Source organism: Pleomorphomonas diazotrophica, from assembly GCF_002844595.1.
Classification (GTDB): Bacteria; Pseudomonadota; Alphaproteobacteria; order Rhizobiales; family Pleomorphomonadaceae; genus Pleomorphomonas; species Pleomorphomonas diazotrophica.
The window spans coordinates 78,418-93,416 of record NZ_PJNW01000005.1; the positions used below are offsets into that span (position 1 = coordinate 78,418).

Below are 14,999 nucleotides of genomic sequence, written 5' to 3' on the forward strand. Positions count from 1 at the left end.
TTGCTTGGGGACTTGGGGTACTCGCAGAAAGCCGTCAGAGTCCCGGCCAGCGCCGCGCCACCATCGCCCGGACCTCGGCCGCCGAATCGAGCGACAGCGCCTCCTCCGCCACGGCGCGGCAGGTGCCCTTGTCGAGCGTGCGGATAAAGGCCTTGAGGTCGGGGATGCCGGATCGCGTCGCCGACAGGCTGGTGACGCCGAGACCGATCAGGATGGGCGCCGCCGGCAGTTCCGACGCGAGACCGCCGCACACGCCCACCGGGCAGCCGTGGCGGGCGCCGGCCGCCGCCGCGTCGCCGATCGTCTTGAGGACGGCCGGATGCAGAGAGTCGATCTCAGGGGCGAGCTCGGTGTTGCCGCGATCCATGGCCAGCACATACTGGGTAAGGTCGTTGGTGCCGATCGAGAAGAAGTCGGCCTCCTGTGCCAGCTTGTCGGCCATGGCAACGGCAGCCGGCACCTCGATCATGATGCCGAGCGGCACGTCGGCGGTGACGCCGAGCGCTGCCTTTTCCTCCTCGAAGATACCCTTGGCCCAGCGAAGCTCGCCGATATCGGCGATCATCGGCATCATGATGCGAACGACCGAAACCGGCGTCACCTTGAGGATGGCACGGAACTGCTGGCGCAGGAGGTCGGGCCGCCGCCTGGAAACGCGAATGCCCCGCACGCCGAGGATGGGGTTCTCCTCCGCCGCCTGCTTGAGATAGGGCAGCGGCTTGTCGCCGCCGATATCGAGCGTGCGGATGGTCAGCGGCTTGCCGCGCAGCGCATCGGCGATCGCCTGATACTCGGCCTGCTGTTCGGCCTCGGTGGGGGCCGTCGGCCGATCGAGGAACAGGAACTCGGTCCGGAGCAGACCGGAGCCCTCGGCCCCGAAGGCAAGGCCACGCGCCGCGTCGGCCACCGAGCCGACATTGGCGTAGACAGGCAGACGCGTGCCGTCGGCCATCACGCAATCGATCGGCGCCGCCTCGCGGTTGGCGGCGCGGCGCGCCTCGCGCTCGGCCGCCGCCTTGCGGGTGGCCTCGATGGTCGCCTCGGTTGGGTTCACCTGGATTTCGCCGCGCTCGGCGTCGACGATCAGCGGCGTTCCCTCGGGAATGCGGCGGGCGTCGGCGCCAACGGCAGCCAGCATCGGCACGCCGCTCGCCGCCGAGAGAATGGCCACATGCGACGTGCGGCCGCCCTTGGCGACCACGAAGGCGGCCGGCAGGCGCTCGCCGAAGGCCATGAACTGCGAGGGCAGAAGGTCGTCGGCAATGGCGATGGCGTCCTCGGGCAGCGCAAGACTCTCGGGCGAGCCGCCAGCCAGCACCGTCAGGACCTGCTGCTCGAGATCAACGAGGTCGGCGGCGCGCTCGGCGAGGCGAGCGTTGTCCAGCCCGCGCAGCAGGGCCGCCTGGGCCGAGATCGTATCGGAAAAGGCCCAGCCGGCGCTCTTGCCACGGGCGATGCGGTCGCGGGCGCCTTCGAGGAGCTCGGTGTCTTCGAGAAGCGCGGCATGCGCCGCCATGATCTCCCGCTGCTGCTGGGTACGGCCAGCGGTCGCCTGTTCGCTGAGGTGCTGGTGAACACGGGCGATGGCGGCATCGAGCGCCTCGCTTTCGGCCACCATGTCGCCGCCTTGCTCGGCCGGACGGGCGACTTTCTCCTTGAGATGAACGGCGCGGCCAATGGCAAGGCCGGGCGCGGCGACCACGCCGGCGAGCTGCGGCCGATCGTCAGGGCCGAATGGCGTGAGGTCGACGGGCGCCTCTTCCTCGACAGAAACGGCATCGGAGACACCCGGCAAGGTGCCCTGCCCTGCGTCGACATAGGGCACGATCGGGTCGCCCAGACCGGAGGCGATCGCTTCGATCACGCCGTCGACCGCCGCTGCCGCATCGGCCCCTTCCGCCGAAACGGTCAGACGACTGCCCCAACGGCTACCGAGCGTCAGAAGTGACACGGGGCTCTTGGCGTTGGCCTTGCGCTCGCCGAGCGCGATTTCCACGGCGCTGGCATATTCCTTGGCCTTGGCGGCGAGCAGAGCCGCCGGACGGGCGTGCAGGCCCTCACTCATCTCCAGCACGACATCCCGCTCGAGCCGTTCCACCGGCGGCGGCGCTTCGACGCCGATCGGCATCACCGTCATCACCTCGTCGCCGAAACCGACCGCACCGCCCGATTTGCGCGCCGTGACATGGAAGGCCTCCTCGTTGGTGACAAGGATGGGCGTCGTCACGATGCCGCAGCTCTCTACGAGCGCGGCGAGGTCGAAGCGGATGAGGAGGTCACCGGCGGCGACCCGGTCGCCCTCGGCCACCACGGCGCTGAGACCGGTGCCGCGTAGCGCCACGGCCTCAAGGCCGACATGGACAAGGAACTCCGCGCCCTCGACTGTCATCACCTTCACGGCGTGGCCGCGGCGGTGCACCGAGGTCACCGTGCCGGCCACAGGCGCATGCACCTCGCCGACCTCCGGTTCGATGGCGACGCCGTCGCCCATCATGCCGAGCGCGAACATCGGGTCGGGAACGTCGCCGAGCGGCACGATCCGGCCCTTGAGCGGAGCGCGGACGGAGATGGAGGAGGTGGTCATGCGCTTGTCTCCCATACCTTGTGTCGAGGCAAAGCCTCACATCCGCCGCTGAGATCGGCGGCGACCGGCGATGCGAGGGGGAAGGACGCCTGTCGGCGGCCCATCTTGCCTCGTGGGACCTAAATCTGGGCCGCCGCAGCGATCTCGGCAAGAACCTCGGCGGGAAGCGCGTTGCCGGAGAAGCGATCGACGGCGGCGGCAACGCCGACCTCGGTGATGGCCGCCTGCATTTCCACCGCCTGGGGATCGCCGTCGTTGCGATAGTGAAGGGCCGCCGCGATACCCTTGACGAGGTTCTCGTGCGGCAGACCGTATTCCAGCGTGCCGAGCAGCGGCCGGATCAGACGGTCGCCCTTGCCGAGCTTGCGCAGGGGTTCGCGGCCGACGCGCGCGACATCGTCGCGAATGAAGGGATTGGCAAAGCGGCCGAGGATCTTTTCGATATAGGCCGCGTGCTTGGCCGGATCGAAGCCATAACGGCGGATCAGGACGGCGCCGCTCTCCTCCATCGCCGCCTTGACGACGGCACGGATGCCCTCGTCCTCGATCGCGTCGCGGATGGTCGGCAGCCCCTTCTCGAAGCCGAGGTAGGCGGTGATGGCGTGGCCGGTGTTGAGCGTGAACAGCTTGCGCTCGACGAAGGCCATCAGGTCGTCGGTGAGCTCCATGCCGGGGATGTCGTGCGTCCAACCCTTGAGCTGGGTACGGTCGACGATCCACTCGGAGAATTCCTCGACGGTGACCGCGAGCGGTTCGCCCTCGACCGGCGGCGCCGGCGGCACGATGCGGTCGACGGCGCTGTCGGCGAAACCGACTTCGATCTCCACCACGGCGGCGACGGCTGCCGGCAGATGACCGAAGATCGCGTCCTTGAGCTGCGTCGTGCCACGAATGGTGTTCTCGCAGGCGATGATGTTGAGCGGCGCATGCTTGCCGGCGGCAACGCGCGCCTCAAGGCCGCGGGCGATGGTCGGCGCGATCTTGGGCAGCACGGCCGGCCCGACAGCGGTGGTGACGAGATCGGCGGATGCGATGCGGGCGACGATTTCCTCGCCGATCGACGAGACGGCGGTGACGCCCGTCACCTCCTCGCGGCGGCTGCCCGAGCCGACGATGTCCACGGGATAGCGGCCATCCCTGGCGATCTGTCCGACCAGGGTCTCGTTGACGTCGGCGAAGGTGACCGACCAACCGGCATCGGCCAGGATCTTGCCGATGAACCCGCGGCCGATGTTGCCGGCGCCGAAGTGAATGGCTCGCATGGTCGTCTCCGAAACTGTGCTCTAGCGCATCGGTTTGCCCGAAAACGGCTCCCGCTTTTCGGTCCGATGCTCGGGAAGGAGGCCGCCCATGGGCGGCCCCGGTTGTCAGAAGCCGAGGTCAGCCGAGATCGAGGATGCGCAGCACGTCGGCCGGGTTCTTGGTCGTCGCAAGGTGGGCGACCACCTTGGGATTTTCGAGAACCCTGGCGAGGGCCGACATGACATCCATGTGCTCGTTGCCCTTGGCGGCGAGGCCAACGACGAGACGAGCCACATTCTCGGGTTCGGGACCGAAGAACACGCCGTCGGGATATTGGCAGACGACGATGCCGGTCTTCAGAACCTCGTTCTTCGCTTCGTTGGTGCCGTGCGGCATGGCCAGCGACTGGCCGAGGTAGGTCGACACGATGGTCTCGCGCTGGAGCATGGCGTCGATGTAGCTCGGGGTGATCGCGCCCATCTCCAGAAGCTTGGAGCCGGCGAAGCGAATGGCTTCCTCTTTGGTGGACGCGGTGAGGCCGAGGAAGATATTTTCCTCACCGAGATTAAAAGATGCGCCACCCTCGGGCTGGCCGGCGGCCGGAGCCGCGGCGGAGCCCGCCTTCGCCTTGATTTCGGCGACGATGCGGTCATAGGCCGCGCCATCGAGGAAGTTGGAGATGGAGACGTGCGTCGCACCCGGAGCGGCCCGGCGGGCACGCTCGGTCAGGTCCTTGTGGGTGATGACCACATCCACGTCGGACGGCAGCGCGTTGATCGCGACGTTGCCCGAGCGAATGGCACCGAGACCGGCCTGATCCAGCTTCTTGCGAAGCATGGAGGCCCCCATGGCGGACGAACCCATGCCAGCGTCACAGGCGACCATGATGGACCGCACCGGACCGGAGATGGCAGCCGAGGCAGCGGAAGCCGGAGCGGCCATGCCCTTCGATTCGGCCTTCATGGCCCGCATGCGAGCGGCGGCCGCTTCGAGGTCCTCGGCGGCTTCCTCGGTCTTGTCGGTCTTGAGCAGAACCGAAGCGACCAGGAAGGTCACGGCGGCAGCCAGGACGACCGACGAAATGACACCCACGAAACCATCGGCCGGGGTCATGCCGAGCACGGCGAAGATCGAACCCGGAGAAGCCGGAGCACGCAGGCCGCCGCCGAGCAGCATGTTGGCCGCGACGCCGGTGGCACCGCCAGCGATCATGGCGATGATCAGGCGCGGCTTCATCAGCACATAGGGGAAGTAGATCTCATGGATGCCGCCGAAGAAGTGGATGATGGCGGCAGCCGGCGCCGATTCCTTGGCGTTGCCACGGCCGAAGACCATGTAGGCCAGCAGGAGGCCAAGGCCCGGACCCGGGTTGGCTTCGATCAGGAACACCAGCGACTTGCCCTGTTCGGCGGCCTGCTGGATACCGAGCGGGGTGAAGACGCCGTGGTTGATGGCGTTGTTGAGGAACAGCACCTTGGCCGGCTCGACCAGGACCGAGGCCAGCGGGATGACGCCGGTCTGGATCAAGGTGTTGACGGCGGCACCGAGCACGTTCGACAGCGAAGCGACGATCGGGCCGACAATCGCGTAGGCGATCATGGCGAGGATCATGCCGATGATGCCGGACGAGAAGTTGTTGACCAGCATCTCGAAGCCGGGGCGGATCTTGCCGTCGACGAGCTTGTCGAACTGCTTGATCGCCCAGCCGCCGATCGGACCAACGATCATGGCGCCGAGGAACATCGGGATTTCGGCACCGATGATGGCGCCGGCGGTGACGATGGCGCCAACGACCGCGCCGCGCTCACCATAAACCAGCTTGCCGCCGGTATAGCCAAGCAGAAGCGGCAGCAGATACTTGATCATCGGGCCCACGAGCTGACCGAAATACTCGTTAGGCAGCCAGCCGGTCGGGATGAAGAGGGTGGTAATGATGCCCCAGGCGACGAATGCGCCGATGTTGGGCATCACCATGCTGCTCAGGAAGCGGCCCACTTGCTGGACGCGCACCTTGAGATTGGAGGCCGATCCGTCGCCCCCTGCGGTTCCGGTATATGCCATGTCTTGGAAACTCCTCCACGAAGTCCTGTCACGCCCCAGAGGGAAGCCGACAGACCGCAGAATAAACGACCCCGTCGCCGCAACTACGTTGCGTCGAAGTAATACCGGCTCCCGGGGTGAGCCAGTCAGATCGTTTAACGTGCGAGCCTCTCCGCTCCTCCATCCCAGCCCCGTATTTCACGGTCCGGGAGATACGAAAACACCGCTCCGAACGCCTATCGACGCTCGGACTCCAGCACAGTTCAAATGTTGTTCTTACGGGTCCTCGTTCGATTGTGATGAAAACATGACATCACTATGAGTTAAAGTGGAAAGATATAAACACGACTGTAAAAATGTATCCCACCTTGACGCAACGTCGCGACGCTTCTCGCTCCTCGCGGCGAAAAGCCCATGAAATCCATTGATTTGGAATGATATCCATGACTTGAAAATTGTATGATTGAGGCTTGCCTCAGGCCATACTTAAGTCGACATACGGAGCACCCTGGCTCCCCCGCTTATACTTTTTACTGATGGAAAAAGCAGCGCGCCGGCCTCGAAAGACCGGCGCACCACCCTTGCTCGAACAGGAATCAGCCGATGCGGCGTTTACTCGACGGTAACGCTCTTGGCGAGGTTGCGCGGCTGATCGACATCGGTGCCCTTGGCCACGGCCGTGTGGTAGGCGAGGAGTTGCACCGGCAGCGAATGGAGAATGGGTGCCACAAAGGGATCGACCTTCGGCAGCTCGATCGACCAGCGCACCTTGCCGCCGAGACGGGCGACGCCGTCGGCGTCGGAGATCAGCAGCACGCGGCCGGAACGGGCGGCCACTTCCTGGATGTTGGAGACCACCTTCTCGAAGAGAGCGTCAGACGGGGCGAGCGCGATGACCGGCACGCCATCGTCGATCAGCGAGATGGGACCGTGCTTCATCTCGCCGGCGGCGTAGCCCTCGGCGTGGATATAGCTGATCTCCTTCAGCTTCAATGCGCCCTCAAGGGCGATCGGGTAGGCGGTGCCTCGGCCGAGATAGAGGGCATCGCGGCTTTCGGCCACCATGCTGGCCAGCGCCTGGATGGCGTCGTCGTGGCGCAACACCTCGGCGGCGCGGGCCGGAACTTCACGCAGCGCCAGCGCCAACTCGGCCTCGCGCTCATGGGAAATCGTGCCGCGGGCGCGGGCGAAGGCCAGCACCAGGCAGGCCATGACCGTGAGCTGGGTGGTGAAGGCCTTGGTCGAGGCGACGCCGATCTCCGGGCCGGCCAGGGTGTAGAGCACGCGATCGCTTTCGCGAGCGATGGTACTCTCGGGCACGTTGACGATGGAGACGATGTGTTGCCCTGCCCGCTTGGCATGGCGCAGTGCTTCCAGCGTGTCGAGCGTTTCGCCCGACTGCGACACGAAGACGGCGACGCCGCCCTTCTCGAACGGCGTGTCGCGGTAGCGGAACTCCGAGCCGATGTCCACCTCGACCGGCAGGCGGGCCACCTGCTCGAACCAGTATTTGGCCACCATGGCGACGTAATAGGCGGTGCCGCAGGCGACGATGGTGAGACGGGGCACCTTGGCAGGATCGAAGGGCAAATCGGGCAACGCGATGGTGCCGGTGGACGCGGACACGAAGGCGTTGATGGTGTCGCCGATCACCTGCGGCTGCTCGAAGATCTCCTTGAGCATGAAGTGGCGATGACCGGCCTTGCCGATCAGCGCCGCCGACACGTTGGAGACGTGGATCTTGCGCTCGACCGGCGTATCGTCGGCGGCGCGGATCTCGGCCGAGTTGCGCGTCAGCACCACCCAGTCGCCATCTTCAAGATAGGCGAGCCGGTTGGTGAGCGGCGCCATGGCGAAGGCGTCGGAGGCGAGATACATGGCGCCATCGCCATAGCCGACGGCGAGCGGCGTCCCGCGCCGCGTGCCGACCATCAGGTTCTCCTCGCCAGCAAAAAGAATGGCCAAAGCGAAGGCGCCTTCAAGCCGATGGAAGGCGAGGCGACAGGCTTCGACCGGCGCCTTGCCCTGCTGAAGGTAGTCGGTGATCAGATGGGCGACCACCTCGGTGTCCGTCTCGGTGACGAAGACGTGGCCCTTCCGGGTGAGTTCGGCGGTCAGCGCCTGATAGTTCTCGATGATGCCGTTATGGACCACCGCCACTCTATCCGTCGCATGCGGATGGGCATTGCCCTCGGTGGGACCGCCATGGGTCGCCCAGCGCGTATGACCGATGCCGATGGAACCGGCGAGCGGCGCTTCGGCGAGCCGTCGTTCCAGATTGATCAGCTTGCCCTCGGCGCGACGGCGCTCGATGGCGCCATCCACCAGCGTCGCGATGCCGGCGCTGTCATAGCCGCGGTATTCGAGGCGCTTCAGCCCTTCGAGCAACAGTTCAGAGACACCATCGCGACCGACGATTCCAATAATTCCGCACATTGACGAACTAACCCATTGTTGTCCCGGAGGCCGATCTATCAGACGAAACTCGCCTGGGCGATCGCGCCTTTCATGGGAGGCGACCGTGTCACGCCGAATAACTGGCGACAAGTCAACAATAGTTGCCAAATTTTACAGAAATCTTGCCGAACGGACCGATCCTACGGTCTAGGCAGCGCCAGGGCTTCGGCCAGCACCGCCTCGGGATCGGCGATGGCTCGCGCCGTACCGACGGTCAGCACCGGCACGCTCTGGAAGCGTTCGAGGCCGTCGATATCGACGTCAGCGGCAATGATGGCGGCATGAGCGCGGCCGATGTCCTTGCGTGTCAGGACGTCCTCGCTGCCGAGAGCGCCCTGCGTCTCGACCTTGATGAGATAGCCGAGCCGCTGAGCGGCGGTCAGGAGGCGGGTAGCAGCCATGTAGGTGAGCGCGACACCGGTCGGACAGGCAGTGACGACGACGATCCTGGTGTCGTTCTCCATGTCGCCTCCTTCCCCGCCATTGCCGCTTGCGATCGATCCGCAGCCGGCATCCCCCAACAACACGTCGCTCTGATACTGCAAATGCGCCGAAGCTGCAAACCGGGCGGCAGTAGGCGGGCATTGCCGAGATCAACCGCCAATTGTCCGGAACGGTACCGGCAGCCTCGGTCGCCCCCTTCGGACAGGTCACCCGACTTCAAGACCGCGAGATGCGGCGCCTGGAAAGCTCCCTGTAAAGCGCTTCGCGTGAGACACCGAGCTCCGCAGCAAGATCCTGCCACAACCCCTTGGCGGGCAACGTCCGCCCCTCTTCAAGCCAGGCGTCGAGACGCTCTGCGACCGTGCGGAGCGTTCGGATCTCCGCGCGTAACCTGGCGCTCTGGACAGCTTGCGCCAGATGCGCGGCCCAACCATCGGCAAGGGCGGGATCAGAGGCCAGCCGCGCCCGGAACGTCCCGACCGGGATAGCCCGGACCAGCGCGTCCTTCACGGCATGAGCATCGCAGTGATAAGTCCGCGAATAGGCCGACGCTTCCGCGAGTACCATGCCGGGTCGCGCTCTTTGCTGGACGACGGGCGCCCCCGCCCCGGTGACGCGGGTCAGATTCACCCCACCCGCCACGACAAGAAACATGTGCCTGACGGTATCGCCGCTGTGAAACAGACGGGTTCCCACCTCGACCAGGCGCTGTTCGGCGGCTTCAAAAAGAAGGGCGAGGGCATCCGACATGATCGCTATCATATGCTTCTTGCCGCATTTATGTCACTCTAGGCCGACCGTTGCGGAGATCTCGTCTCATGATGTCCTTGCGCGCCCTGTCGATCGGCCTCGCCATCGCCTTCAATCCGGCCGGTGTTTCCGCTCAGGACCATATGGGCCATAGCTCGCCTTACGCGGGTCTTGAGACACGCGCGATCAAGAGCCTGTCCGAAAGCGACCTCAAGGAGCTGCGCCGGGGCGGCGGCTGGGGGCTTGCACTGCCCGCCGAGTTGAACGGCGTTCCCGGCCCGGCGCACTTGCTGGACCTCAGCGACGAGATTCCGCTCTCTGCCGATCAGGTCGCTGCCATTCAGCGGATCTTCGATGCGATGCGAAGCGAGGCCATCGCCGCCGGGGCGCGGTTGATCGAAGCGGAGGATGCGATCGGGACTGCCTTCCAGTCAGGCGATCTCGACGAGTCCCGCCTGCGTGCGCTGATCGACGAGGCGGAAGCGGCGCGAGCGGACCTTCGCTTCATCCATCTATCCCGCCACCTCTCGACGCCGCCGCTGCTGAGTTCCGAGCAGATCGCGCGGTACAACATGCTGCGGGGCTATCGGCCAGATCCATGTGCCAACGTCCCAAAGGGTCACGACGCCGAGATGTGGAGACACCAGAACAACTGCGGTTGAGACTGGGGACGCCACCTTCCTCCATCGGAGGTATCGGCGGGCGGTTGCCCCGCCGGTCTTCAGAGGCACGATGCAGGAGTTGGTTCAGCCGCTCTCCGGCCACCACAGAGGACCTTGCTGCCACAACCTGCGGCGTCGCCAAGCATCGCAGGCAGCTACTTGGTTTTGCCAAGCAACAGCCGTCAGGTCCTCGTCGCTGCGATCTTCGCGACGAAGCACGATCCGCCATGGACCTGGCGGCCCAACTTACGGGCTTTCGACGTGGTGGGAAAATGGCGCGCTCGAAGAGATTCGAACTCCTGACCCTCAGATTCGTAGTCTGATGCTCTATCCAGCTGAGCTACGAGCGCAAGCCAATACGATATGAACACCGCCGCGATAAAATCGGCGGTCCCGATCGCTGGGGAGTGTCTAACCAACTGGCCGGACGAATGCAAGAGCTTTCTGCTCGGCTGCAGCGGCTTTTTATGAAACGGCCGATTTGCCGTCTTTTCAAGTAGTTAGTCTGAAGTGAGAGGGAGGGAAAACTTGGTCGGCACAATTTCCTTGCCGCCGACCAAGAGACACTTCGCCCAGAACAGCCGACGTCTCTGCGTTCGTCAGACCCGACGGGCTGCCCTGCGGGTTGCACGACGCTCGGCAATGATGGCACCCGTCGAGGTGGCCGCGGCGGGAACCGGCGACTGGACCGGCCGGCGAGATGCGAGAAAGGCCGTCACGACGATGGCGAGCAACATCGGCAGCCAAAACAGGACGCCCGACCACGCCATGAGCCTGTTGAGAGGACCACTACGCCCATTGGTGGCCAGTTCGTGAAGCGACAGCATCGCGAAGCCAAGGCCGACAGCAAAATATGCCAAACTTGCAAAAACAACGAGAGTAAACATTGGCGCCAACCCGAGTGCTACCGATCGAGAACCGATCGGAATGGAAAAGAACCCCTCCGAGCGGTGGCTCGTCGGGCGCTTTCCGGGTCTATCCAAACCCGCATGAACCTGTCGGAACCCGCTTCGCTTGCGCGAATACGAATCCCTCCGGCATGGGTGAGGTGGCCGCCACGAAGCTGGCGCGCTCGCTGTTCACCCGACCCGCACCGAGACTGGAACCCAGCCTCGCACGGAGAAGGTTAATGAAAGATGAGTCAATCGCACCGATCCGACGCATCAACTCGCTTTCATCGGATCGAAGTATACATCTTTTTCACCAAGAGTCGCGCGAAAGTAGAGTTAACGCGCTCAGTTTCTACAGCAAAGACGTGCTCACTGGATCGGAACGCGACCGCAGCGTTTGATTTCACTCGTCATTCTTCCGAAGACCGCCTGCTGCTTCGATCAGTCGATCATCTGCCCGGCGTATGCCGACCAGACAAAAAGGGCTCAAGACGGCGGTGCAGATCCTCGATGGTTGCCAGACGGCTTTCCGCCGACTTTCCGAGCGCCGCGCCGGTCGCCGACGCGAGATGGCTGATAAGGGACATCGGCGCCACATAGCTGTCGAACAGGCTGTCGCCCTTGTTGGGGCAACGTAGCGTCACATGCGCCAGATGGGCGGTTCTGGCCGCCGAGGCGTCGGTGACGAGCAGGATGCGAGCACCCGTGTCGCGGACGGCGGCCATCACGTCGCGCAGCATTGGCGGACGGCGGCGGAAACCGAATACCAGGAGGACGTCGTCACCTCCGAGATCGGCAATATCCTCGGCCAGCGTCTGACCGGCCAGAGGCAGAAGCCGGACGTCGGGTTTCACATGCGCGAGCAGACCCCGCGCATAGGCGGCGAGTGCCGCGGAGTTGCGGAAGCCGATGACGTGGAGGCGCCCTGCGGAAACGAGGATATCCACCGCCGCGGCAAGAGCGGTCGGCGGAAGTTCGACGGCAAGACGCTGGAGGTTTTCAACATCCTGGGCGATGTGCCGGGCAAAATCCGCGGGCTGTTCCGCAGCGGACAGTTCATAAAGCGGCGAGCCCCAGGTGCGCGCGTCGCGGACGGAGCGGCGCAGGTCGCCATAGCTTTCGTAGCCGAGCCGCCGGAAGAAACGAGCGGCTGTCGCCGCCGACACCTCGGCGCGGGCGGCCAGTTCGCCGGCCGTAAAGGCCGAGAGATCGCCGGCCGCCTCGAGCACGACTTCGGCGAGGCGCTTCTCGCTTTCAGTCAGGTCGTCGAACAGCGCGGCGATGCGAGCATCAACTCCGCCGGATGCCATGTCACTCCGCTCGTCTCGACTGCTTGCAGACTCTTTTTTCATTTTTTCCATTTCATGAAAATTCTCTTTCATATACACTTCACTGTCAAGCGGGAGGCCGACAACATGAAACTGGACCGATGACCGACCTTATCTCCAACCCAGCCTTCTCACCCGACAAAGCAGCCCTGCTTGTCAACACGGCTCGCAAAAACGGCCCCTATCCCGAGCCCCTCAAGGAGACGCTGTCGCACGCCGGCTATGTCACCGCCGCCGGGGTCATCACTTCCTGGCCCGGTTACGTGCCGACACCGCTCGCTTCTCTCACGACGCTGGCGGCGCGGCTCGGTGTGGCGAGCATCCGCTACAAGGACGAAAGCGGCCGCTTCGGCCTCGGCTCGTTCAAGGCGCTCGGCGGGGCCTATGCGGTGTTCCGTCTGCTTGTCAAAGAACTCCGGCGACGTGTTGGCCATGTCGATGAGGCGGCACTGGCCGCCGGCCGGCTAAGAGAGGCGGCCAAGCATATCACCGTCTGCTGCGCCACCGATGGCAATCATGGCCGTTCCGTTGCCTGGGGCGCACGGATGTTCGGCGCGCGGGCAGTGATCTTCATCCATGCCACCGTTTCAGAGCGACGCGCCGACGCCATCCGCCGCTATGGCGCCGAAGTCGTCCGCACGGAAGGAAACTACGACGATTCGGTGCGCGAGGCCGACCGGGCCGCCGCCGCCAACGGCTGGTTCGTCGTTTCCGACACCTCCTATCCCGGCTACACCGACATCCCCTGCGACGTCATGCAGGGCTACTCGGTGATGGTGGCCGAAGCTCTCGGCGCCTGTGACGTGCCCCCCACCCATGTCTTCACCCAGGCCGGCGTCGGCGGCCTCGCCGCCGCCGTCATCGCCCATCTCTGGGAAGCCTATGGCGCCAACATGCCCGCCGTCGTCGTGGTTGAGCCGGACAGGGCTGCCTGTCTTTATGAAAGCACCCGAGCCGGCCGGCCGACCGCCGTCACCGGTGATCTCAACACCATCATGGCCGGCATGGCCTGTGGCGAGCCGTCGGTGATCGCCTGGCCGATCGTCGAAGGCGGAGCATCCGCCTTCATGGTCATCCCCGACGAGGCGGCACTTGCCACAATGCAGCTCTTGGCGTCGGGCGCGGCGGGGGCCACCATCGTCGGCGGCGAATCGGGGGTTGCGGGTCTTGCCGGATTGATTGTTGCCGCCAGTCAGCCAGAGTGGCGACGGTCGCTTGGTCTCGACCGCGGCTCCCGTGTCCTGCTCATCGGGAGCGAGGGCGACACCGACCCGGATCTTTACGCCCGCATCGTCGGCCGCAGCGGCGACGCGGTTCGCGCTGGAGCATAGTGATGACAGATCTTTCCCCCGCCCTGCCCGTCAACGGCGATCGTCTCGTCGCGCGCCTCAAGGCGCTCGGGCAGATCGGCGCACTGCCGGAGGGTGGCGTCTGCCGGCTTGCCCTGACGCCGGAGGACGGGGCCGGCCGCGACCTCGTGGTCGGCTGGATGCGGGAGCAGGGTCTGGACGTGGCGATCGACCCGATCGGCAATATCTTCGGCACCCGCAGGGGCACGCAGGACGGCCCGTCGGTGATGATGGGCTCGCATATCGACACGGTGGCGACCGGCGGCCTCTATGACGGCAATCTCGGCGTGCTCGCCGGCCTCGAGGTGCTGCAAGCGCTTGATGACGCCGGCATCGCCACCGTCCATCCGGTGACTGTCGCCGCCTTCACCAACGAGGAAGGCGCCCGCTTCCAGCCGGACATGCTGGGCAGTCTCGTGCATGTCGGCGACCTGCCGCTGCAGGAGGCGCTCGACACCATTTCCATCGACGGTACGCGGCTCGGTGACGACCTCGCCGACATTGGCTATGCCGGCACCGCGGCGCTCGGCGGCATCAAGGCGGCCGCCTATCTCGAATATCATATCGAGCAGGGCCCGGTGCTGGAGGCCGAGGGCATCGACATCGGCGTCGTCGAGGGCGTGCAGGGCATTTCCTGGACCGAGATCACGCTGTCCGGCCGGTCGAGCCACGCCGGCGCAACGCCCATGCGCCTCCGGCGCGATGCCGGCCTTGCCGCCGCCCGCATCGCCCATGGCGTCGCCGACATCGCGAAATCGATCGGCGGTGACATGGTCGGCACGGTCGGTTCGCTACGTCTCCGTCCCAACCTCGTCAATGTCGTCGCCGAGATGGCACAGATGACCGTCGACCTTCGCCATCCGCAGGAGAAAGTGCTGGCCGAGGCCGAGGCACGGCTCGCCGCCCTGGTGGCGAGGGTTGCCGAAGAGGAGCACGTCTCCTTCACCCGGCGCCAACTGGCCCGCTTCCAGCCGGTAGCCTTTGACCGCGATCTGGTCGGTCGCGTCGAGCACACGGCTAGGAGCCTTGGCCTTTCCACCCGCCGCATGTTCTCCGGCGCCGGCCACGACGCCCAGATGCTGGCCCGCACCTGCCCGGCCGCCATGGTGTTCGTGCCGTCCATTGCCGGGCTCAGCCACAACACCGCCGAATACACGGCGCCCGGCGACATCGCCAACGGCCTTGCCGTGCTCGGCACGCTGGCGCTGGAACTGGCCGGCCGCGCCAACTCACCCGCCTGAGGAGTACTGAAG

General features: G+C 65.4%; 11 protein-coding genes and 1 tRNA gene. 3 read left to right on the forward strand and 9 right to left on the reverse strand.

The genetic code is table 11. The features are described 5' to 3' along the window. Positions 1 to 34 precede the first annotated feature (34 nt). The 6 genes from ptsP to CXZ10_RS08630 form a co-directional block, all read right to left on the reverse strand. A complete protein-coding gene (gene ptsP, locus CXZ10_RS08605; protein WP_180335920.1) occupies positions 35 to 2,584 on the reverse strand; it encodes a phosphoenolpyruvate--protein phosphotransferase in 2,550 nt (849 codons plus the stop codon). A 119-nt stretch (positions 2,585 to 2,703) separates the two neighbouring features. After that, positions 2,704 to 3,846: a mannitol-1-phosphate 5-dehydrogenase gene (locus tag CXZ10_RS08610; protein ID WP_101288743.1), complete on the reverse strand. Its 1,143-nt coding sequence runs from the start codon at positions 3,844 to 3,846 to the stop codon at positions 2,704 to 2,706. Positions 3,847 to 3,964: 118 nt separating this feature from the next. Next, entirely contained in the window at positions 3,965 to 5,887 is a 1,923-nt protein-coding gene (locus CXZ10_RS08615) for a PTS mannitol transporter subunit IICBA (RefSeq protein WP_101288744.1), read from the reverse strand. 591 nt (positions 5,888 to 6,478) lie between these two features. Beyond that, positions 6,479 to 8,302, reverse strand: a complete 1,824-nt coding sequence (gene glmS / locus CXZ10_RS08620) for a glutamine--fructose-6-phosphate transaminase (isomerizing) (RefSeq protein ID WP_101288745.1) — start codon at positions 8,300 to 8,302, stop codon at positions 6,479 to 6,481. Positions 8,303 to 8,463: 161 nt separating this feature from the next. Then, positions 8,464 to 8,787: a PTS fructose transporter subunit IIB gene (locus CXZ10_RS08625; protein WP_101288746.1), complete on the reverse strand. Its 324-nt coding sequence runs from the start codon at positions 8,785 to 8,787 to the stop codon at positions 8,464 to 8,466. Positions 8,788 to 8,983: 196 nt separating this feature from the next. Then, the gene (locus CXZ10_RS08630) at positions 8,984 to 9,517 is read right to left on the reverse strand and encodes a Crp/Fnr family transcriptional regulator (protein ID WP_244617186.1); all 534 of its coding nucleotides are present in this window, start codon (positions 9,515 to 9,517) and stop codon (positions 8,984 to 8,986) included. A gap of 71 nt (positions 9,518 to 9,588) precedes the next feature. On the opposite strand from CXZ10_RS08630, the gene CXZ10_RS08635 reads away from it, so the two are divergent. Further along, complete coding sequence (locus CXZ10_RS08635) at positions 9,589 to 10,179, forward strand: Spy/CpxP family protein refolding chaperone (protein ID WP_101288988.1); 591 nt, start codon at positions 9,589 to 9,591, stop codon at positions 10,177 to 10,179. 273 nt (positions 10,180 to 10,452) lie between these two features. Here the strand turns inward: CXZ10_RS08635 and CXZ10_RS08640 are convergent. The 3 genes from CXZ10_RS08640 to CXZ10_RS08650 form a co-directional block, all read right to left on the reverse strand. After that, positions 10,453 to 10,529 (reverse strand) — tRNA-Arg (locus CXZ10_RS08640). Positions 10,530 to 10,778: 249 nt separating this feature from the next. Continuing rightward, entirely contained in the window at positions 10,779 to 11,066 is a 288-nt protein-coding gene (locus CXZ10_RS08645) for a hypothetical protein (RefSeq protein ID WP_143741503.1), read from the reverse strand. 452 nt (positions 11,067 to 11,518) lie between these two features. Further along, positions 11,519 to 12,379, reverse strand: a complete 861-nt coding sequence (locus tag CXZ10_RS08650; protein WP_180335921.1) for a MurR/RpiR family transcriptional regulator — start codon at positions 12,377 to 12,379, stop codon at positions 11,519 to 11,521. Positions 12,380 to 12,498: 119 nt separating this feature from the next. On the opposite strand from CXZ10_RS08650, the gene CXZ10_RS08655 reads away from it, so the two are divergent. Together CXZ10_RS08655 and CXZ10_RS08660 are read left to right on the forward strand one after the other, a co-directional pair. Continuing rightward, positions 12,499 to 13,728 (forward strand): diaminopropionate ammonia-lyase, encoded by a 1,230-nt coding sequence (locus CXZ10_RS08655; protein ID WP_101288750.1) that lies wholly within the window; start codon positions 12,499 to 12,501, stop codon positions 13,726 to 13,728. Between the two features lie 2 nt (positions 13,729 to 13,730). Then, positions 13,731 to 14,987 carry a Zn-dependent hydrolase gene (locus tag CXZ10_RS08660; RefSeq protein ID WP_101288751.1) on the forward strand — a complete coding sequence of 419 codons (1,257 nt, stop codon included), beginning with the start codon at positions 13,731 to 13,733 and terminating at the stop codon, positions 14,985 to 14,987. Positions 14,988 to 14,999 lie beyond the last annotated feature (12 nt).

Excerpts from the sequence above, each read along its gene's own strand:
- CXZ10_RS08650 (WP_180335921.1), bottom strand. The coding sequence starts at position 12,379 with ATGGCATCCGGCGGAGTTGATGCTCGCATCGCCGCGCTGTTCGACGAC.
- CXZ10_RS08630 (WP_244617186.1), bottom strand. The coding sequence starts at position 9,517 with ATGTCGGATGCCCTCGCCCTTCTTTTTGAAGCCGCCGAACAGCGCCTG.
- glmS (WP_101288745.1), bottom strand. The coding sequence starts at position 8,302 with ATGTGCGGAATTATTGGAATCGTCGGTCGCGATGGTGTCTCTGAACTG.
- CXZ10_RS08625 (WP_101288746.1), bottom strand. The coding sequence starts at position 8,787 with ATGGAGAACGACACCAGGATCGTCGTCGTCACTGCCTGTCCGACCGGT.
- CXZ10_RS08655 (WP_101288750.1), top strand. The coding sequence starts at position 12,499 with ATGACCGACCTTATCTCCAACCCAGCCTTCTCACCCGACAAAGCAGCC.
- CXZ10_RS08610 (WP_101288743.1), bottom strand. The coding sequence starts at position 3,846 with ATGCGAGCCATTCACTTCGGCGCCGGCAACATCGGCCGCGGGTTCATC.
- ptsP (WP_180335920.1), bottom strand. The coding sequence starts at position 2,584 with ATGACCACCTCCTCCATCTCCGTCCGCGCTCCGCTCAAGGGCCGGATC.
- CXZ10_RS08660 (WP_101288751.1), top strand. The coding sequence starts at position 13,731 with ATGACAGATCTTTCCCCCGCCCTGCCCGTCAACGGCGATCGTCTCGTC.
- CXZ10_RS08615 (WP_101288744.1), bottom strand. The coding sequence starts at position 5,887 with ATGGCATATACCGGAACCGCAGGGGGCGACGGATCGGCCTCCAATCTC.
- CXZ10_RS08645 (WP_143741503.1), bottom strand. The coding sequence starts at position 11,066 with ATGTTTACTCTCGTTGTTTTTGCAAGTTTGGCATATTTTGCTGTCGGC.
- CXZ10_RS08635 (WP_101288988.1), top strand. The coding sequence starts at position 9,589 with ATGTCCTTGCGCGCCCTGTCGATCGGCCTCGCCATCGCCTTCAATCCG.